The organism is Pseudomonas anatoliensis, from assembly GCF_017976235.1.
In the GTDB taxonomy this organism is placed as follows: Bacteria; Pseudomonadota; Gammaproteobacteria; order Pseudomonadales; family Pseudomonadaceae; genus Aquipseudomonas; species Aquipseudomonas anatoliensis.
Genome location: NZ_JACVHC010000007.1, coordinates 281,804 through 301,474, shown reverse-complemented (window position 1 = coordinate 301,474; position 19,671 = coordinate 281,804). Strand labels below are relative to the sequence as shown.

19 protein-coding genes are annotated in these 19,671 nt (G+C 55.4%); 4 read left to right on the top strand and 15 right to left on the bottom strand.

The window, feature by feature from the left end:
* Positions 1 to 9: 9 nt before the first annotated feature.
* The 9 genes from ICA16_RS23070 to ICA16_RS23030 all read right to left on the bottom strand — a co-directional run bounded on the left by ICA16_RS23070 (position 10) and on the right by ICA16_RS23030 (position 10,313).
* Positions 10 to 2,001 carry an acyltransferase family protein gene (locus ICA16_RS23070; protein WP_210701705.1) on the bottom strand — a complete coding sequence of 664 codons (1,992 nt, stop codon included), beginning with the start codon at positions 1,999 to 2,001 and terminating at the stop codon, positions 10 to 12.
* A gap of 171 nt (positions 2,002 to 2,172) precedes the next feature.
* Positions 2,173 to 3,282 carry a tail fiber domain-containing protein gene (locus ICA16_RS23065; protein WP_210701704.1) on the bottom strand — a complete coding sequence of 370 codons (1,110 nt, stop codon included), beginning with the start codon at positions 3,280 to 3,282 and terminating at the stop codon, positions 2,173 to 2,175.
* 54 nt (positions 3,283 to 3,336) lie between these two features.
* On the bottom strand, positions 3,337 to 4,062 hold the full coding sequence (locus ICA16_RS23060; protein WP_210701703.1) for a hypothetical protein: 726 nt from the start codon (positions 4,060 to 4,062) through the stop codon (positions 3,337 to 3,339).
* An 8-nt stretch (positions 4,063 to 4,070) separates the two neighbouring features.
* Entirely contained in the window at positions 4,071 to 4,367 is a 297-nt protein-coding gene (locus ICA16_RS23055) for a hypothetical protein (RefSeq protein WP_210701702.1), read from the bottom strand.
* The gene (locus ICA16_RS23050) at positions 4,367 to 7,972 is read right to left on the bottom strand and encodes a TipJ family phage tail tip protein (protein ID WP_210701701.1); all 3,606 of its coding nucleotides are present in this window, start codon (positions 7,970 to 7,972) and stop codon (positions 4,367 to 4,369) included. The genes ICA16_RS23055 and ICA16_RS23050 overlap by 1 nt, the downstream gene beginning before the upstream one ends.
* 50 nt (positions 7,973 to 8,022) lie before the next feature.
* Complete coding sequence (locus ICA16_RS23045; RefSeq protein ID WP_210701700.1) at positions 8,023 to 8,928, bottom strand: hypothetical protein; 906 nt, start codon at positions 8,926 to 8,928, stop codon at positions 8,023 to 8,025.
* Positions 8,929 to 8,962: 34 nt separating this feature from the next.
* Positions 8,963 to 9,571 (bottom strand): tail assembly protein, encoded by a 609-nt coding sequence (locus ICA16_RS23040; RefSeq protein ID WP_210701699.1) that lies wholly within the window; start codon positions 9,569 to 9,571, stop codon positions 8,963 to 8,965.
* 42 nt (positions 9,572 to 9,613) lie between these two features.
* Complete coding sequence (locus ICA16_RS28250; protein WP_228734217.1) at positions 9,614 to 9,850, bottom strand: hypothetical protein; 237 nt, start codon at positions 9,848 to 9,850, stop codon at positions 9,614 to 9,616.
* Positions 9,851 to 9,962: 112 nt separating this feature from the next.
* The gene (locus ICA16_RS23030) at positions 9,963 to 10,313 is read right to left on the bottom strand and encodes a hypothetical protein (protein WP_228734216.1); all 351 of its coding nucleotides are present in this window, start codon (positions 10,311 to 10,313) and stop codon (positions 9,963 to 9,965) included.
* Between the two features lie 512 nt (positions 10,314 to 10,825).
* Here ICA16_RS23030 and ICA16_RS23025 point away from each other — a divergent pair.
* Complete coding sequence (locus tag ICA16_RS23025) at positions 10,826 to 11,764, top strand: carbon-nitrogen hydrolase family protein (protein WP_210701697.1); 939 nt, start codon at positions 10,826 to 10,828, stop codon at positions 11,762 to 11,764.
* A 292-nt stretch (positions 11,765 to 12,056) separates the two neighbouring features.
* On the opposite strand, the gene ICA16_RS23020 is transcribed toward ICA16_RS23025, so the two are convergent.
* Both ICA16_RS23020 and ICA16_RS23015 read right to left on the bottom strand, forming a co-directional pair.
* Entirely contained in the window at positions 12,057 to 12,647 is a 591-nt protein-coding gene (locus ICA16_RS23020) for a hypothetical protein (RefSeq protein WP_210701695.1), read from the bottom strand.
* Positions 12,648 to 12,692: 45 nt separating this feature from the next.
* On the bottom strand, positions 12,693 to 13,121 hold the full coding sequence (locus ICA16_RS23015) for a GIY-YIG nuclease family protein (RefSeq protein WP_210701694.1): 429 nt from the start codon (positions 13,119 to 13,121) through the stop codon (positions 12,693 to 12,695).
* Positions 13,122 to 13,235: 114 nt separating this feature from the next.
* Between ICA16_RS23015 and ICA16_RS23010 the strand changes: the two genes are divergently transcribed.
* From ICA16_RS23010 to ICA16_RS23000, 3 genes are read left to right on the top strand one after another with little or no spacing between them, the layout of a single operon-like run.
* Positions 13,236 to 13,631 (top strand): GNAT family N-acetyltransferase, encoded by a 396-nt coding sequence (locus tag ICA16_RS23010; RefSeq protein ID WP_210701692.1) that lies wholly within the window; start codon positions 13,236 to 13,238, stop codon positions 13,629 to 13,631.
* Positions 13,632 to 13,661: 30 nt separating this feature from the next.
* Positions 13,662 to 13,937, top strand: coding sequence for a hypothetical protein (locus tag ICA16_RS23005; protein ID WP_210701690.1), 276 nt, complete (start codon positions 13,662 to 13,664; stop codon positions 13,935 to 13,937).
* Between the two features lie 5 nt (positions 13,938 to 13,942).
* Complete coding sequence (locus ICA16_RS23000) at positions 13,943 to 14,392, top strand: hypothetical protein (protein ID WP_210701689.1); 450 nt, start codon at positions 13,943 to 13,945, stop codon at positions 14,390 to 14,392.
* Between the two features lie 346 nt (positions 14,393 to 14,738).
* Here ICA16_RS23000 and ICA16_RS22995 read toward each other — a convergent pair whose 3' ends face one another.
* The 4 genes from ICA16_RS22995 to ICA16_RS22980 are packed head-to-tail and all read right to left on the bottom strand — an operon-like array spanning position 14,739 to position 19,644.
* Entirely contained in the window at positions 14,739 to 15,494 is a 756-nt protein-coding gene (locus tag ICA16_RS22995; RefSeq protein WP_210701687.1) for a C40 family peptidase, read from the bottom strand.
* 1 nt (position 15,495) lies between these two features.
* A complete protein-coding gene (locus tag ICA16_RS22990) occupies positions 15,496 to 16,245 on the bottom strand; it encodes a phage minor tail protein L (protein ID WP_210701686.1) in 750 nt (249 codons plus the stop codon).
* Positions 16,246 to 16,255: 10 nt separating this feature from the next.
* The gene (locus tag ICA16_RS22985) at positions 16,256 to 16,594 is read right to left on the bottom strand and encodes a phage tail protein (RefSeq protein ID WP_210701685.1); all 339 of its coding nucleotides are present in this window, start codon (positions 16,592 to 16,594) and stop codon (positions 16,256 to 16,258) included.
* Positions 16,594 to 19,644 carry a phage tail tape measure protein gene (locus ICA16_RS22980; RefSeq protein ID WP_210701684.1) on the bottom strand — a complete coding sequence of 1,017 codons (3,051 nt, stop codon included), beginning with the start codon at positions 19,642 to 19,644 and terminating at the stop codon, positions 16,594 to 16,596. The genes ICA16_RS22985 and ICA16_RS22980 overlap by 1 nt, the downstream gene beginning before the upstream one ends.
* Between the last annotated feature and the right edge of the window lie 27 nt (positions 19,645 to 19,671).

Here is a 19,671-nt window from a genome sequence, read left to right as displayed (position 1 = left end):
AGATCAGGGCTATTTCAATATGCGAAGGAAATCTTCGGCATAGATGCGACTCCCCCTTTCGGAAAGGTGGTGGGAGTCTCGATAAAGCAAAACCCCACCCTTGCTGATGCTGCAAACGTCATTCTCGCAGAAGACGCCCAGCGGGTCGTACACTTCCAGTTTCGGGTGTTTAGCTTGCAGCGCTTCAAGCATGCGCCGAAGCTCACCCTGTCGGGCGAGAACATCGGGCCGCGTCAGCGTGCAATTCATCAATGGATTTCTCAAGCAGTCCCGGGGAAACCAAGGGAGTTCGGGGGCGTCGATATTCACGACCACTCGCTTACCGGATCCCTCCAGTCTTGAAATCGCGTTATCCAGCCCCGCTTTGAACATATCGGCATAAGACAGGCCTTCTACTCCATCCATGCTGATTTTCACAAAGCCCGGCCCCAGACCGCTCTTGACGTGATCCGCTGCGTATTTGGTTGGCAGGAAGTACCCACCGAAGAACGACAGCACAACGACGCGGACGCCCTCCTGTTGTTGCAGCCAGCCGAAAATCGCCTCCATACGGCGACTGCAATCTGGCTGACTACCGACTACTGAAACGCCAAGCACTGGCGGGCAACTGTTGTTGGCGAGCAATATCCACGACCGTTGTGTGTCGCGCGCCACGATGCCCGGGAACTTGTCGTCGGCGTGGCTATCACCCACAAGAGCGATATTCGGTGCGACTGTGCCTGGCTCCTTACACATATCCAAACCAGACAAACCAGCACCTGTACACGCCCTATAATCAGGAATGTCCTTTGCGGGCTGCAGGTCGGTCGACTTGACGGCAATAGCGCGCGCCGGCGCCCCGCCATTTGTGAAGATAGCGAAGCCAGTAGCACCTATTACAAGCATCATGAAAACCAGCACTGGGGCGAGCGAACGAACATGCTTCGTGCGGCGCTCGATAACAACGTAAGTCGCCCAGGCCAAAGCAATTGATGCCGCAACCAAGGCTGTACGCATGGCGAAAGACGGCTCTCCACCTTGAACAATTCGGGCAAATGACAGCAACGGCCAATGCCAGAGGTACAAAGGGAAGCTGATCAGGCCGACCCAGACCAGAACTCGATTGGAAAGCACGACGCGGTTTAGCCACGCATGCGGTCCGGCCGAGATAAGCAAAGCCGAGCCGAGCACAGGAAGTGTTGCCCACCAGCCCGGGAAAGCCCTGTCCTTGCTCGCCAGAACTAACGCAGAACCAACCAGAAAAGCACCAAGCAGCGCCTTCAAATTCCGCAGGAGCTTGCCATTTACAGCTTCGCTCCCCGAAGGACGATACATCAAGAGGTAGGCCAAAGCAGATCCGGCCAACAGTTCCCAGAATCGGGTCTGAGGAGAATAAAAGGTCGCTACCTGATCTTTTTCAACCCCGATGATGTTTAGCAGGAACGAGGCACAAGCCACCCCGACCAGCACCCACAGGAAGTTCAGCCGTGCTTTGTGAAAAGCCCAAAGTAGGATCGGCCACACGATATAGAACTGCTCTTCTATACCCAAAGACCAGAGGTGAAGCAGCGGTTTTGTTTCGGCGGAATTGTCGAAGTATCCGCTTTCTCCCCATAGGACGAGGTTTGAAACGAACCCGGCGCCCGCAGCGGTGTGTTTGCCAAGCTGCGAATACTCATCGACAAACAGCAGAAACCAACCTGCAAGCAACGTGAAAAGCAGCACGATGATCAGCGCCGGAAAGATCCTGCGAATACGACGGCTATAGAACTCTGCAAAACTGAACGTCGCGTGGTCGAGGCTGCCGAATATGATGCCGGAGATCAGAAACCCAGAAATGACAAAGAAAACGTCGACGCCAACAAATCCTCCTCGAATGAACGAGGGGAACGCATGAAACCCAACAACGGCCAAGACAGCGATGGCCCGCAGACCATCAATGTCGGCACGATATTTTGGATGAATCGAAGCATGAGATTTCTTTGAGACGGTAAAACGGCCTTCCGGCTGGGCAACATTCATCAGGCGTAAATCTTCTAGATATCGGATTTGCGCGACAACTTACCTGAACAACCTCATCAATCCAATGCTGAATGAACCGTTCATAGTCTATGTTCCGTCAGTGCAAGCCTCACTTTTTCTCTGCCGTTAGTGCGAAGGCGCAACGGCGGGATCTGTGCCGTTTGGATCCATCTATTGAGCGTTCGCCTTCAGCTCATCGAGTTCGGCCTTTAGAGTTTTAATAGCCGATACTAGGTAGGGAATCAGGCCGGTGTAATTCACGCGCCAGATGTCCTGCTCATTTTGCGAATCCGCCGGAGTGACCAGCAACGGTGTGATCTCGAAAAGCTCCTGAGCGATTACCCCCACTTCATGGTGGGGGTATTCAGTGGAGTCAAGGAAGTCACGACGGTCAAACTCGACCGGGCGGATTTGCATGATTCGATCAAGTCCATCGAGAATTTCGACGTCGTTTGTCTTCAGGCGACGGTCCGAACCTTGGCTTACCGTACCAGGAACATTCAAGTTGCCGACATAGGTGTAGGTCATGGTGGGACCGGTTGCGGTATTGTTTAGATTCACAGAGCGCCAACTGAAGCCGCCCGTGCCACCACCTTGGTTGCAAACCCAATCACCCGATCCGACCAAACCACCCGCGCCGGTATTCCAAAGCTGATAAAGCCCCTGACCTTGCGCCACATTGGTTGTGCCGCTTGTACGAACGTAGGCAGTCGCTAAAAGACCCGTAATATCATTATTATTGCCCTTGAGCGCTCTACCGGTTATTTGCGCCTGAAGCTTCCCAAGTGCTGAAAGAACATTATCACCCGCAACGATTACGGCTGCGCTGGCTGTACTCAATCCCTCCAACAAGGACGCTAGCACTCTGCTGCCGGAAAAGTATTTGTTGGTAGACCCTTCGGCGACTACATCAGTATTCAAATTTGAAGTCCCCGTTCCTCCTTTCGATACGGGCAGCACTTCGTAATTGCCGGTGGTGCCGAGCGCGGAAAGCTTCGCTCCCCACTGACGATTGATATCGCTGAAAGCATCAGCAAGCGCTTTCGGATAACCTTGAACGGGCATAATCGCGTACGCCACGCCACTGGCTGTTGGCCCTTTATAAGCCGGAATAATCGAGATGACAGTCGCGCTGGCGACGTTGCCAATCTCATAGTTCGCACCGTCAGGACCGACAAACGCGTCACCGTTTTTTGCATTCGCGGCAAAATCTGCATTTGTGCCGACAACAGTCGTTGATCCATTGGTGACGGCAACAGTCCCACCTCTAAGCCAAGGCATGGAAGTATCCTAATTCTGGTCAATAAAAAGCCCGCACTGGGCGGGCTCGGATTTTCATAACGGACGCATGGGTCGTGCAGCAAAAGTAGTTCTGCCGTTTTTGGCAGTGCCGCCCTCCGAACTCACCATAGCCCCGACGTATCCATTCAATGTCGTGCGGACTCCGGCGTGGAAACCGCAGGGCGTGTCCAGTGTTGTGTTGCCGTTGTAAATCTTCCCTCCGAGCAATGTCGACGCCAGAAAGTAATCATCGTACGAGCCAGTCCAAGGCATTTGGTATCCGCTCCAATAGACCCCGGATACCTCGCCCCCGCGGTTGTCCAACGACCAGCCCTCATTGATTGGGAAGCCTGTCATGAGCAGAAGGTTGTCTGCGCCAACAAAGATCTGTTCATTAGCGGCATTGCGTAAACGCAGATCGTATTCATTGGGTGGTGACGTTGAACGGAATGTAGCGACCAGCCACCGCCCGCTACAGTCGGTGCTGTTGAAAGGTGCCATCAAATGCAATTTGAAATAGAAGCCGGTCCAGTTGCCCGGCCCGCCCATCTGCATCAGCGTGTGATACATGCCGTGATTTTTCGGATTCAAGAAAACATGCGGCGCTTCGGTAGTTGTTATTGGTGTCGGGTAGGTGATGACTGCCGTGGTAATGGTTGTCGATGATGTTGGAGTTTTTCCTATGGCGTAGCTCCCTGACGCCGCAACGTTCAAGACTTTGTTGTCACTGTCAATCTGGAAGAAATTCTGGCCGTTGCGCGACCTGAACCCGTAGTCCATGCCACCTCCTATTGGTAAGTCAGAATAAACACGTTGAGCACCAGCCCTTGGCCACGCCGAACTCTGAGCTGTCCTGCCGACCAGAACACAGCGGGCAATGCGGCAAACTCATTCGCCTGACTGGCAAGGGTCACGCACACAAACGACTGCGCAGTAATCTCCGGCATGCTGATAAAACTCGTGAAGTTACTGGTGATGGGCGGAACGGTGACTTGCCTGGTCACAATCGACCGGACTGTCATCGTTGACGACTCAAGCGTTACCCGCCCCATGGCGTCTTTCGTTCTCGCACCGTAATAGTCCATTACGTCATCTTCCCGAGCGCTGCGCGTTCGATGTAGTTCAAGTCATAGACATAGATGCCGTTGTTGTTCAGCAACGTATAACCGGTGCTGGACTGGCCACGAAGCGTGAACGTACCCGCCGGTATGTCGATCTCCAGCAATGGCAACCCTTGCGAGTTGAGAGCCGCCGATCGAAGCGTCATACCCAAGACCAGCTCCTTGATGAAGGCTTGGCTGATGATTGCGGTGTTCATGAACACCTGGCCGCCCTGTACAACAAATGGCGCAATCATTTGGCCGCTCACCTCATCGAGGATCGCGAACCGTTGAGCGAACGCAAGGATCTGCGACTCTTGCTGCTCACCTTCCACGCCGATGGCGAGTCCGGCCATCACCGTCCTGTTACCGACGGTAGTGGATGTTTTGATGGTGGTGAGCGCAGACACTTTGCCGTTCAAGCCGGAAACAGCAGTGCTCGCGGTTTCTGCTTTTGCGGTGGCGTTGTTGGCGGTGGCCGAGATGGTCTCGATTCGCTGCGCAGTAGCTTCCTTGTCCGTTGCAACCGCAGATTCTAGCGCTGAGAGATTGGCGGCATTCTTCCCCACAGCGGCATCGAGGGACGTGAAGCGCGTCGCTGACGCAAGCTTCTCCTCCGCTACCACCTTCTCATTCGTCACGATGCTGGCCGTGTTCTGATACGCCTTCAGCGCCTCGCTCATTGCGCCGGTGCCGTCATCCTCTCGCCACGCCGCTTGCAGGGCCTGCATCGTTGACGCCTGCGCGGTGACCTTGCCGTCGATGTCTTCAATTTTGGTCGAATGCTGCTGGATCTGCAGCGCCATCGCGTTGGTGGTCTCGGCAATCGTGCCCATGTCGTACCAGAACTCTGCATTCGGAGGAGCAGTGCCGACTGGCACCGCCTTCACCGCCGAGAACAATCGTCCATCAAGCCGGACCACCTCGCCTTTGCTGTACGGCTTGGTCGGGTCATACGCCATGGCGTCGGTGATTTCGCTGATTAGGTCTTGCAGTTCCTGCTTGGCCTGCTCAAGCCGCTCATTCACCGAGCCTTCACCGTCACCAGAAATCTTCCCGATTTCCTCAAACAGCTTTTGGCCGAGCGCCGACTCCTGGATCTTGCCGAGGAAGTATTGCTCGTACTCGGACTGGTCGATGCTTACCTGCCCGTTGACCCCGTTTACCGCGGGGAACCATGGGCCAACGTTTCCAGTTCGATCTACAAGCCGCGCCCAGAAAAACAGGCTGGTACCGGGAACGACGTTCTGCATTTCGTGATTCGCCTGTGGATAGGCAAAGTCTGCCAACTTCGCAGCAGCGGCGAGGTCGTTGGTCTTGCTATTCCAAATCTCGGTGCGCTGAGTATCTTCAGCACCAGATGGAAACCCCCACTCAAGGCCGATGCCGTATACCTTGTTGACAGTACGCAGGAACGACACCGCCGGCGGCAACCCCTGCTTACCGCTGAGGTTGGTCAGGATCGAGTTGCGCCACGGGGACGTGATGTCGAACGCGCTCGCCGCACGAACCCTGGCCACGTAGGCGCCGGCATAAATGCCTACGACGTCCACGTTGGTCATGCCAGTACGCTGCACCTTGATCCAATTGCCGCTGTCCTTACGCCACTCGACGTCATAGCCGACTGCGCCATCCACGACAGGCCAGCTGATCGTCATGGTGGCCACGGCCATCCCCTGAACGATTGAGGATGTCGACGAGACAGTGACACTCGCCGGCGCCGGAACTACGGTGATCGGGATTACGCTGATCGGGCGCTCCTCCAGTCGGGCGCCCGTGTCGATGTAAGCAAACTTGCTCGGCTCGAACTGGAGCGCACTGATTTCGTAGTCACCTTCGGTGGTGCGCTTTGTGCGCAACACCCGATAAAGCGGGATCGCTAGGTCATCGGCATCAATCGCCCATTGCAGCTGCGCAACCGGTGGCTCGCTGTAAGCGACCGTTACGGTGACAGCCCGCCCATTGACGCTTTGCACGGTGCGACCTTCGGCACGGCCGCCAGGAAGGTTGATGATCAGCCGGTCACCGGCCTTAGCCTGGGTGTCGCGATCTAGGGTTACAACCCGCCCCGCCACCGCCGAGATCCGGCCGCCGACTTCGCGACCGGCGAGCAGAGAATCCGCCACAGGGATGATGTGGCCCGGCAGTGGAATCACGCCTTCCATACCGGTCTTGAACGAGACGGTTCGGTCTTGGTTGTTGCTGAGAATCGCCCACTTACCGCGGCGCTGAGCCTCAGATGCGCGAGTGCAGCCGATGGCACTCAGCTCCGTCGGCCGGTCGCCGTAGCGGCGCTGCAGATTCAGATCAGCGAATGGGATGACGTCGGTGTCGTAGTTGTTGGCCGGGTTGTCGTAACTGACCAGTGCCCGGGTGTAACGGGTTTTAGCCGAGGCACTGCCATAGGAGAACTTGCCGTCGATGACGTTCGATCGGGTGAAGACGTAATCGATGTCCTGCGCACGCGGCATGTCGGCTTGCATCACCAACTGGCCTTGCGCCCAGTACGTCATGCCTCGGTAAATCGCAGAGATGTCGCGCAGCAGCGACCAGGCATCGGCCTTGCCCTGCAGGTTCATGTCGCAAAGGAAACGTGGCTCGGTACCGCCAATTCCGTTCGGCACTAACTGATCGCAGTACTGCGCGATCCGGTACAGCTCCCACTTGTCGACCATAAACGGTTTGATGCGTTTGCCCAGGCCGAAGCGATCCTCGGTGCAGATGCCGTAGGTGATCCACGCCGGATTATTGGTCCAGGCCGACTTCATCGAGCCATCCCATGTCCCAGTGTAGGTGCGCGCGATCGGGTCGTAATTGCTCGGCACCATCCAGCGCCGGGCCTTGCACTTTACGGTCACGGCTGGAATGTTGGTGAACTGCTCGGCGTCGAATTCGATGTAGAGCAGCGCGGTGTTTGGATAGCGCAGCTTGGCGTCAATCACTTCGGTGTAACCGGCCACCAGCATGGTGTCGGCGATCTTGTTGGTGTTCTGGTTCGGCGTCAGGCGGCGCACGCGGATCTGCCAGCCGGTGGTGGCATCAGGCAGATCGATACGGCGAGAGCGCTCGTAGCGCGTAGTGGTCTTGCCGTCGACGGCGTCCACCAGCACCTGCTGATAGGCGCCGCCATCGGTGGCCACGTCGATCGCGTATTCGATGCGGTAGCCGCCAACGTTGCCCTGATCATCGGAGCGTTGCAGCGCTGGCCACGCCAAACGTATGCGCACGGCGGAAAGCTGGGTGTTAGTGATGGACCGCACCCACGCGGTATCGCTGCGCAACTCGATGTTCAGCGAAGTCTCGTTCTCAACGGATGGAATGCCCGGTATGTAGGTCTGATCCACCGATCCCGGGCGCCAGTCCCACTTCACGTTCGGGAAGTTGTAGTTGCCGCTGGCATCGCGAATCGGCGTGTTGTCCAAGTAGATGTCGTAATCAGACGGGACGCTATCGAACTCGCCCTCGCCCACGGCGATCAGCAGCTTTGCCAAGTTGGTCGAGCGCAGGCTGTCGCTGGCTTCGGTCGGCGACTTCGGCTTACTGCTACCGCCCTTCTCGCCGTGGATATCGATCTGTGCTGCTGCGCCCATGCTTTCCTCCAGGCATAAAAAAACCGCCGAAGCGGTTTTTTTAGTTTCAATTACAGTGACAATAATGGCAGCCCAAGAACATGAATTTGATTAAGCAATTTATGCTGGGGAATACCGGTACAAAAAGAGTATTTTACCAAAAGCTCTCTAAAATCTACGTTACCGACCGCTATTGCATAATAGAACACCAAAACCCTCTCGGAGTCAGAAAATAAAGACTTGTACATCCCGACATACAAATCCTCACCGTTTAAAGACCCATCTATGTACGAAAGAGAGATATGTATTCCAGCCATATACTGCTGAAGCTCTTCTCCATCTTTCTCCCAAAAACTCATGAAAGCAGAAACGGCACCTTTTGGACTGTCTCGAGAAGGAAGAACACTTATAAAATTACCTTTTACTTGTCCAATTCCAGAAGCAGGTGGTTGAGTACAATTTTTAAAATGCTGAGTGAGCCTATGACAGAAGACTCTCATGCAATCACGCCCTCTTGTGACATGATGATCTTTATCCACCAAGTCAATCGCACTGAGAGTAGATATATGGGTATCAACCATTTTATAGAATGTAGCCACCGCATTTTGCAACCTAAAATACTCCGATTGCAACTCCAGCGCTGCAGCTGACTTAGCCAGCTCCGCACGCGACTCTTTCAGCTCAACTCGCTGTATAGTTATTGTTATCAAAAGTCCAACGAACGCAAAAAATGTCAAAATCGGATTTGTAACCCCACCAAAAAAATCCCCGAACACACCATGATCAAAACCGCTCTCTCTTTTATAGAAAGCAATCGAAATATCGAAAAAAAACGTTACAAAAATAACCGCCAATGCAAATATGAAAACCCGATAAAGCTTCTTAACACCGTCCTCTTCACCTGGGAGCACTAACTCCTCAAACCATTTATATGGCATGTTTGCGATTTTGCTTAACCATCCCTGCTTACCATTCATTGCTCGCTCCAAAACAGCAAAAAAATGGATGGTGCTACATTTTATCTTCTGCGTAAATTGAGGCCGAAATGATCATCCCGCCCCACCGGCGCTCTCCGATGCAGATTGGTACCGGGTTGCCGCTGGCTGTGGTGTTCTTGGCGCTGCCGAATGCGTAAGACGGTGAGTTTTCAGGGGATGCACTTTGCTTCAGGCCTGAGGCCTGGGGGCTGAGCATTTGAATGACGCCGCCGATCGCCATGGACGCGCCGGCCGCATACAAAAACGGCGATGCGGCTGCAAACGGAGTGAATGACAGTACATAGGCTGCGGCGATCATCACTGTGCCGATAATGGTCTGTAACCCCCCAGCACGCTTACTGCCACCAATCACTGGAACAATGCGGATTTCCCGTGTACCGCCGAGATCGAATCCGTCCATTCCGATGTTTGCGCGATTCCGGAAGATCGCAAACTTCAGTCCAAGGCGCTCCAGTCGTTTAATTTCCTCGGCGAAACCATCAATGGTCGCATTGAGCGCACGGAACACCTCCACGGCCGATCCGCCGTCTAGAAGGAAAGGCTTGCTTCGAAAAAACTTCTTTGCAAGCGAGCCGGACAACATGACTTTCGTCATTGGCGTGTAGGTAATTGCTGAGCACATGCCATTCTCCAGGCAATAAAAAACCGCCCGGAGGCGGTCTGTTCAGAGAGTCGTGGGCAGTATGTCGATCTGCCCATCGCCTCCGGTGAAAACTCGGTATTTCTTGACTGCACCGTCTTTCACGATCGCTTCCCGCTCCACTCGGGCCGCGCCCATGGAGCAAATGCCAGAGCCGGTGTAAGCCGCGCCGACTGAAACCGAATCAGGCGGCAGGTAGAACGATGCCTTCTGACCCGGCTCGAGCTTGGCAGCCTGTTTGCCATTGATAAAAACCGCCATCGCGCAAAGGCTCCCGGTCTGCCCAGAGTCTCGGATCACTTGCAGTGTCCCGTATGCCCCTAATGGTTTCGCCTGATATGCCGACAGCTGACTGACCGGCGCCTGCTTGGCTTCACTGGAAGGCGTTGGAGAAGTCGCACACCCCGCCAACAGCACTACCGCCAACGCTCCTATAAAAATCCGCATATTTACTCCTTGTGGTCTCGCACGCTGACGGTGAAAAAATAGAACGAAATTTTTCTACTTCCTCAATATTCCTCAATTCGTGCCGGATTCTATCCAGACCATCGTCGATGCGAGTCACGACGAGGTCCATGAATTGGGTTAGTTCGCCACCGAAGCTGCTTAGATTCAGTGCGTTAAAGTTACGAAAAACAGCCGTCACGCCCTCTATTTCTGGGCGTTTGGTGGACGACCTAGTCAACGTGAGATTGTATTCGAAATCCACCAATTCGAGCTTCATCGAAGCTACGCAATTGTGCTCGAAAAAAGAGTTCGTTCAAGCGAAATAGCTCCATTTACAACCCCGATGACAATCAGGTGCAGCCCTCAGCCCCACATCGCCCTACGATCAACGATCAGCGTCATATCGTTTCCTTTTAGAGATATCAGTAAGTGCTCGGCGAACACACTTTCTGAACCCCAGCATTAAAAGCGATGGTGTCCGCCCATTTTGCGCGCACAACAGCCCTCGACGTCGGGTGGACAGTGATCCGTTAAAGGCTAAGCTTGGAGCCTAGAGTACAAAAAACCTGATTAAATTTCCAAAATTGCAAGAAGAAATTCGAGAGATGCTACAACACAGCCCTACTTTTTGTTGTTTTCGGTTTTAGCAGATTATCCGAACGGCTTGGAAGCCGTATTGGCAAACGACTTGACGAGCTGCTTACGTAACCTCGAAACCCACACAGGCAGCGCCGTTAAAGTCCATGGAGGCAACATCCGATGGTCCAAAAATCACTCTTGGCGTGTGCGATGCACATCGATACATTTGCTCAACAACAGTTGAGCTTGCCTGACCGGCTGAATTTGCTGGTTCAGGCTCTACAACAGGTGGAAGCATACGCTGCGCTAGACGATTTGGACCCAAAGGGTTTGCTGATAGCACCGGAGTACCTGTTCTGCTCACCTGTGCAAGGCGGTATCCACCGAGCAGTCAACGACCGATATCTTAATGAAGCGATGAAAACCAGGTTGCTCGAAGATTTAAGCCGGATTAGCCAACATTTCCCACGCTGGATCATCATTCCTGGCACGGTCGCTTGGGATAAACCACTTGCGCGGACGGGGGCAAAACTTCAGCACGGAGCAGGCAAATTGAACGCCGGTCAACTCAAAACGAAGAGCCGCCCCCAAAAAGCGCAGGAGGCCGTGGAACGGTACGCGAATGCCTTTCCAGGGACGGTGGGGGCTTTCGACGGTAGAGACCCGAAGCTTCACCAAGAAAAAATAGATGACATGGTTGTCGCTGGTTATTTTAATGAGCCTGTTGGAGGTATCGGACGTAACACCGCGTATGTGTTCTACAACGGCCGCTTGATTCACAAATATAACAAGCACGGCGACTTCCACGAAACCTTGGGCGCCAGCAATACGACCTTCACTCCGGGTGTCCTTCCAGGCCGTTTCAGCATCACCACCAGCGGACCAACGCCAAGGGAGCTGACCTTCGGCTTGGAAATCTGTCTCGACCATGGTGTCGGCGTGCTGCGCAATGACAACCAGGCCAAGGTACACGTTCATATCATCCTATCGGCCACTGTAAATTTCGTGCCTGCAAACGGTCATGCAAGGCCCGACGGGTATGTGTTGCACGCGGACAACAGACACCCTACGACCGTTTGGCACATAAATAATCCCACTGTTGCGCTCACGAACCCAGCGGCCTTCCGGTTTGATTTCAACCTGCCTTGATCGACTTGAGCATAAAAAAACCTTTTGATCGTAAGTAGCAACCCAGCCAGCTTCAACTTACCGAGCATCTATCACCGCGGCTGCCTTCTAGACCGGTGCATGTTCTACAGAACAACGCGGGCGTCAAACAACTAGATGCTGCTCGAGCCTCTTGATCCGCCGCCTGCTGTACTCCAAGAGTAGTCTAGGTTCTGCCGCCTTTTTTAAGACTGTAGAAATCCTTAGTAACGCCCCGCCAACAGCGCTACCGTCAGCGCTCCTACGATCAATTTCATGCAGGTCACTCCCTTAATTACTGGTACTGATCGTAAACGTACCGGTTGATTGATGGTTTAGGCTCTGTATATGCATCTTCCCAATCCCGAGCATAGGAGGGGAAATTCTCAATCCTTGAGATTTGCCAGTTGCCTGATGTGTCTTTCCGCTCAAGCGTATACCGGTATTTCTCCCCAGACTCTTTGGCCTCTCTATCGCTATCGTCAAATTCTGCTCCAGGGTCCGGAGGGGTGGAGTTTTTAATCACCGCCATGACCACTGATCTAGTATCAGACTCAATTTCAACCTTGGTGATTTTTCGGTCAAACGACAATGGATCGTCGACGATGCATACTTCCGGGACTAGGAGATCTTTCGAAGCCAGTGCTTTTAGTTTCTTGATCGTAGGGCTTTTCATCTTCTCGAATTCATAACAAGCCTCACGATCAAGGGCTATGCCCGCGTCTCTGACTGCCCACCACGACTTAACAGCTGCATCAGGGGATTTGGCAGCTATCACGATTCCTTCTGCCTGCTTCGTTGCGTTAACAAGCCCTTCTGGCCGCTTGCTCTGGTCGAGACACCCGACCAACGCCATGGACAAAACAGCTCCTACGATCAATTTCATGCAGGTCACTCCTGTGGGAAAGGACGCGCTGTAAGGCCAGCGCTCTCAGGCTTCCAGTTTCGGCCAGTTGAACTTGTAATTAAGAGGCGGCAGTTCGAAATGCTCAGCCAGATAGAGTGCGAGCATTTCTCCCTCCTTTGCGTAAGCAGCAGCCTTATTCGCAGTCGGGAACCAACTGACCCACAGCGTCTCAAGTGGAAAAACTTTTTCAAAGGAAAAGTAATTGAATCTCCAGCCCGCCATATGACCGGCCTTGCCAGAGTGACTAGCGCAACGCATGAAGGCGCTTAGACGGCGCCGTAGGTTGTCTGACTCGCCGATGGTCAAAACACCATATTCATCACTGCCCACTGCCCGCTGAATGTTCTTGCAGGTACAGATAATGTAGACACCCGGCAATGACGGAGCATTTTGAAAATGCTCTGTCAATTTGAGCCATTCAGGCTCCCAGCCTTCCCAACTCGTCACCTTCATCGTTTGCTTCCAATGTTAAATGCATAACGATATCACGGCCTGTACGAATCCTCAGTAACACCCCGCCGTTCTCGGATAGTAGCCTCTTGCCCCCCGCCCGCACTAGGACAAGGTATGTTCGAATTAAAGGAAATCAGTATTCAACAAGAAATCTACAGCGCCGCGCTTCAAGAGCGCTACCACAAGGGCTCAAGTCCGAAGACTCACGACTTCATTGCGCTTTCAGGTGACGCAGAAGCAGGGCTCCTAATCTACGAAGATTGGGGACATCCCGAGGGCTTCATCCACGAGATCTTCGTACTGAGTAATTTCAGAAAACGGGGTATCGGGAACTGGCTCTTGTCACAAGCGGAGGGTATTGCGGCTGAACTTGGTAATACAAAGATCAGATTAGACGCTAGATCTCTTGATTGGAGCGAACGAACTCACGAAGAATTAGCCTGCTGGTACGAGAGTAAAGGATATGTTCGCGTAAATACTGATGTCGGTACTTTAGAGAAGATACTTTGACGCAGACCCTACATCCACTTGGAGAAAAATGTGCCCGAAGCAGCCCTCACCTTCAAATGCCTTGGTCACATCAAACGTGATGACGGTTTGATTGCACGTTACAACCTGCAAGTCACCGATACCCGGAGCGGCAAGACTGCGACGATCTCAGTCGACCCCAAACACATGGGCTCGGCTCGCAGCATGAAGACAATCCTTCTAGACCGATGCATGCTCTACTCAGTTTCTCAGAAGACCCATGATCAGATGCTTCTTGAGCTGTTTGACTGCTCCGATGCCCAAGCTGAGAGCGAAGATTTGCGTTGAGCTGAATGGGCACGCATCTCAGGTCACTCCTGTGGGAAAGCTGGCAATGTAGCATTGAGCGCTGGAGCTTGCCGAGCCGCGGACTTTCTTTCCCCGGGCCTTATCGTCAGCGCCTCGGACGTTGTCCATCCGGCATTCAGACGATCATTCAGGGTTGTTTTATTAATGCCTGTCCGATCGGCCCATTCGGCGATACACAGAGTCTCGCCAAGGTGCTCGACGATTCTGTTGTTTCGCTTGTTTCTGCATTGCTCGCTACCAGTTGCCCACCGGCAATTATCTTTTTCGTAATTGCCATTTACGTCGCGACGATCAAGCGTCATACCGGCCGGCCTATCGCCCATATCTTCGACGAAACTCAAAAAATCCGCCCAGCGATCACAAACCTGAATCCCCCTGCCCCCATAATTGGCATATTCGATATCATTTGGGTTCTCGCACCTCGCCCTCATTGACGACCAGGTTTTATACAGCGGATTCTTTTTTACCTTGTGAGGGGCTGAGTCGGAATTTCTTTTTGATAGCATTTCTCGTCGAATGCATCCGCAAGAAGAAGTGTTACCGTTTCTTAAGCTAGGAGTAATCACGTCGATTCGCACCCCGCAATCGCACAAGCACGTCCATTTGCTTGAGTTTCCGGTTCTTGCCGTCTCGGCAATGACTACGAGCCTGCCAAACCTTTTGCCGCTCAACTCTAATTTTGCCGGCATATCGAACACCTCTATTCGATACCTCAGATGGGAGCGCGGCAGGCACTGAGGTAAGTGCTTTTCAACTGGCCGGTCTAGCCGCGCATTGACATTATAAGGCGTTTCGGTGGCGTAGAATTATTCTTGTTTTCTCCCACCACGGCCCGCCGAAGACAATGACCTCTGACGGTCTTCCGTATAGGTGATGCAGCAGGAACGGCCCGGGGCCGAACGTAGCGGCATCCTCGCCAGGCAGCGCAGGATCAGAGCCGAGGAAGATCCCGGCGTGGTTCGGGTAAACCGTGCGTCCCACTTCCATCACGATCATGTCGCCGCGCTGCGGCTGGTCGACTCGATAGAAGCCGGCCGCCTCGTAGTTCGCCTCGTACAAACTGGCGCTGTCCTTGCTCTCCCACCAGCCATCGGCGCGCTTGAAGGCTTCGAACTCCAGCCCCCACTCGCGTTTGTACCAGTCTGCACAGACCTGCCAGCAGTCCCAGGCGCCGTGCACGAAGGGGCGTTTCAGCAACGGCACTTCACCGGACGGCATGACCGTTCGCAAATCGCCTTCGGGCCAGCTCAGGATGTGCCAGGGCAACGCGGTCGCTTCGCACATGGCCAGGTCGCGCGGTGACGGCCGGCTGGTCGCGTCCGGATGCGAGTGCACCACACCGATCACCTCGCCGACGTCCTCGGCCGCTGCGTATTGCTCGGGATCGATCCGGAATTCTTCGTTCGGCTCGGTCGAGACGTTGCGGCACGGGTAATACTGCTGTTTGCGGCCCACGGCCAGCAGCAGACCGCACGATTCTGCGGGATAGCATTGCCGCGCGTGCGCCTGGATCGCGTTCAAAATGTGTTTGCGCATGTCAGCTCCGGGCAATGAGAGAAACTGCGGGAAATCCACCGAACGGCAGCGGGTTGCCTTCGCCGAAACGTGGGATGCAACCCTTGCCCAGCGTGGCGTCGCATTGGTCCAGTTCAGGGTTATCGGTGATGACGCCGTCTTTCGTGACGTACGGGCCGGTGTAGCCGCAGTTCGGCCCGCGATAGCCGCCGGTGAGACACCAATGGCAAAGGGTTGTGGCCTGTCGACCGATTGACTCGTTGCCGACGTCGCCAGGGCTGGCCAGCTCCCAGCTGACCGTCCCCCCGTCCTCGTTCGTTTTCTGGTCGATGTACCAGACCTCGATCGTCTCTTGGGTTGGGTCTGCCGTCGGGTTGCCGCCTGGGAAGTTCACTGCGTCCAAGTAGGTGCCTAGCGTGTGACGCATGGTCAGCTTGAACTCAAGCAAATCCTCGAACGCCAGACAGAGAGCAGTGATGCGCCCGTTGACGTTGCCCACCGATAGAGTGGGCCGAACCGCAGTCCCGTCGCCGTTTGCCTCGATGCCGTCGATCTGCATTGGCCAAGCGCTGTACTCGTTGCCCTGCCAGTAGATCGCCTTCGCCGGTAGTTGGTCGGCATCGGCGCCGGCCGCAATCAGTTCGGCCGGCGTATGCGGAATCGCGTGCCCATGAAAGCGCAGCACGTCCGCACCGTATTCCGTGCCGTCCAATTCAAAGAGCAGCACTTCGCTGCCAGGCTCAAGCACCTGGATGTCACTGATCAGCGGCATGGTTGCCCCCTTATGGATGAAAAGCCCGCTCGAAAGTGGCGGTGAGCTTAAAGACGCCGCCGCCCATTGGAGTGGGAGCGGGATTTTTGCAGGTGAAGAGACCGAGCTCGCCGAGAGGCGATGTCCACAGAAACGCCTTCGCTCCTGCATGACGGTCAAGGAACGCCATGATCTCCAGTACCTTGGCCTTCCGGCCTGAGCAGGTGATCGGGTATGAGTCTTCTTTGTTATTTGGTCCGTCGCCAACAGTCTGCGCGTAGCCACCGCCGAACTTTGAGGTGCGCACCCGATAATTGATATCGGGCGCTTCCCCACGCTCGGTTGACCAAGTGAATTTCTCGATGGCCATCAGGCCCTCCCATTTGCATTTCGGAAGCTGGTACCGCCCGCGCGCCAAGAGTCAGCGACGGCTTTCTCGGCCACGGCCTGCATTTGCGATTGCAGGTTTCTCGACAGTGCCTGCTGGTCGATCTGCATCCCTTCGGAGCCTCGATCCTGCGTCACCACCGTTACCGGTGCGCTGATGCTGATTGCAGTCCCGGAGCCACCGCCGGCCGCGAGAACACCAAGCTTGCCGCTGGAAGTCCGGGTCAACGGCATGATTGCCTCCGGTCCTGACTCCCCCATGACGCCCGCCCGGCCGCCGGCCATCCCGAAGGCGGTCGGCGTGCTGACGATGCTGTTGGTGAAGGCGCCGCCATTGGCAAACATTTGCACGCCCGACGACCAGGCACCACCGAGCGCCTGCGGGAAATAGCTGCTGGAGTAACCCGCCGAGGACGCCCCGAGGTTCGACGACGTCGCACCTGCTGATCTAGCCGCCAGCCCATTACCGCCACCACCGCCAGTGAAGTAACTGGTGGCAGCGCCGACGAGGCTGCTAAGCAACGCAGAACTGGCCTGACGGGTCGCGATCCGTGCCATGTCCGCCAGAATCGACTTGGTGAAATCCGCAAACGACAACTTCCCGGTCATAGCGAAGTTGACGACAGCGTCTTCCATCGAGCTGAAGGCTTTGCCGAACAGGGTCTTTGTCTGGCCGGCGATGTTGCTCGCCGAATCAAGGTAATTGGCCCAAGCCGACGTTGCGCCCTTGGTCCAGTCCCCTTGAGCTTTCTCGACATCGGCGTAGTTCTGCCGGATCTGATCGGTTGCGGCCTTGTTCGCATCGGCGAGAGCCTGCGACTTACGGGCGAACTCCTCCTCCGACATATTCCGCGACGGGTCGGACTTCTGATTTGCCAGCTCCAGCGACTGCTGTGCGAACCGATCCTGCTGGCTGTTCAGCTCATTGTTGAGTGCTTTCTGGCGATCGCCCTGCCCGACGCCGAGAACGGCTCGCTGCCCTGCCAGTTCCAGCGCTCGCTGCTGCTGAGCCAACGCCTGAACGTAGGTCGTGATCGCACGCTCTTGTCGGGCGAGACGGCCGGTCTCGTTCGAGGCAAGAACCTCGAGCTGGGTGTCCGCGTCCTTCTGCGCTTTGACCATGCCGGCGCGCGCATCGGCGATCTTCTGATCAAGCTGGATGCTTTGGGCGGCAGAGGTGGTCTTTTTCGCCTTCGCGGCTTCTAGCGCGGAGATCTCAGCCTCGTAGGCTGCGGTCACTTCGTCGCGCTCGTTGCCGATCAGCGCTTCGCGTTTCAGGGCATAGTCGGCTTGAGAAACGAGTCCGGCCTTCTGCGCGGCGTCCAGTTCCTTCTGGGCGTTTTTGTACTCTTCGCTGATGGCTGCCAAGTTATTCTTGGCGTTGTTGAAGCCGGTCAGATCGACCTGAGTGCCTGCCGTTTTCGCATCTTTGAACTGGTCATTGATATTCGCCAGATTCTTGTCGATCGCCGCCTGATGCAGTCGCGGGTCGTTTGGTGCGACCTTGCGGATGTCTTCGAGCTGCCGCTTGTAATCCTTGATCGCCTCGGTGCGCTTCTGCTCATTCGTCCATGCGGATTTGGTAAGAGCGTCAATCTTCGCCATCGACGAAACAGCAGCCCCTTGGGCTTTCGCCTGCTCGCCCTCCCATTTGGCGATATCGGCTTCCGCAGCCTTCTGGTCCTCAAGCATGTTGAGACGATTCTGGTAGAGATCAATCATCTCCTGCTTGTTCTGGAACAGGCCGACATTGCCTGCCTGAGCGCCCGCCAAGTCTCGTTGAGCTTGCTCGATATCGGCGCCGATATCGCTACGCCCAATATTCTTCAAGCCATCAGCAGCCCGAGCAACAGCGTTGTAGCCCTTCTCCCAGAAACTCAGGTTTTCCAGGATGCGCGGGGTGCGCTCGTTGATTGCGTCGGCGAAAGATTCGGTTGCCAGCTTCACAGCGCCAGCATGATCGCCCTGCTTCTCCAGCGCGGTGATTTGCGAGTAAACCGAAGCAGTAAGGTAGTGATACTGCTCATTCAGCGCGGCAGACGCCTTCACCGGGTCGTCTGCGAGCTTGGAGAACTCGGCGACAGTCTCGCTAACGGCCTTGCCGGTTGCTTCCTGCATCGACACGGCGGCCTGCGTGATGCCGGTGAAACTCTCGCCGGCGATCTTGCCGTTGCCCGCCAGCAGCGACAGAACTTCAGCCGCTTGGCCGGTGGTACCAACTGTGGCGCTCACTTGGCGCGCCATGTCGCCAAGCTGTCCAGCACTCACGCCGGCGTAGTTGCCGGTAAGAATCAGCGATTTGTTGTAGCTGTCCTGCTCCTCGCTGCCCTTGTAAAAAGCGTATGCCAGTCCACCCACGGCAGCGGTGGCCAGCGCAAGCGGGCCAAGAATGGCAAGCAGTCCCGCCGCACCCTCACCTGCACCAGCGCCCAATTGTGCGACTGCGCGAACGCCGCTACCCCAGTCTCCCGAAGACAGCGCATTCCCCAGTTGCACGACGTTTTCCTGCGCCTGGCGCGTGCCGAGTCGCAATTTGTCGAAACCGGTGGTGGTTCTGTTGAGCTTGTCGTAGTCCTTGTCGATCTTGCTCAGGGCGGTGTTGTACTCGTCCTGACTGATCCGACCGGCATCCAGGTGCTTGCCCAATTGCTCCACCTGGGTATCAAGCTTCGCCAGCGCAGCGCGAGCCGGGTCAATGGCGCCCAGCAGGCTGTTCAGTGCCTTCTGTTCATCCATGGCCGACTTGGCCAGAGCGACCTGCTGCTTGTCGAGCTGCGCCGAGATCTTCGCGGCCTCAGCCTCGCCATAGGCGCCAGTTTTGGTCAGCTTCGCCAACGCATCGCGTTGGTTGGCAAGCTCCTGCGTAGTCTTGGCGCTGGTAGAGAGCGACTTCTCCAGCGCCTGCATTTCGTTCATCAGCGAAACGGCGGACTGCTCGGCCCGGCCGCCGGCCTTCGCCATCTCATCCAGGCTCGTTTTGGCCTCGATCGCATCGGCCGAGTCGATCTTGACGCCGAGTTCTGCAATGTTCATCGACTCACCTTGAATAAGTGCCCGTGA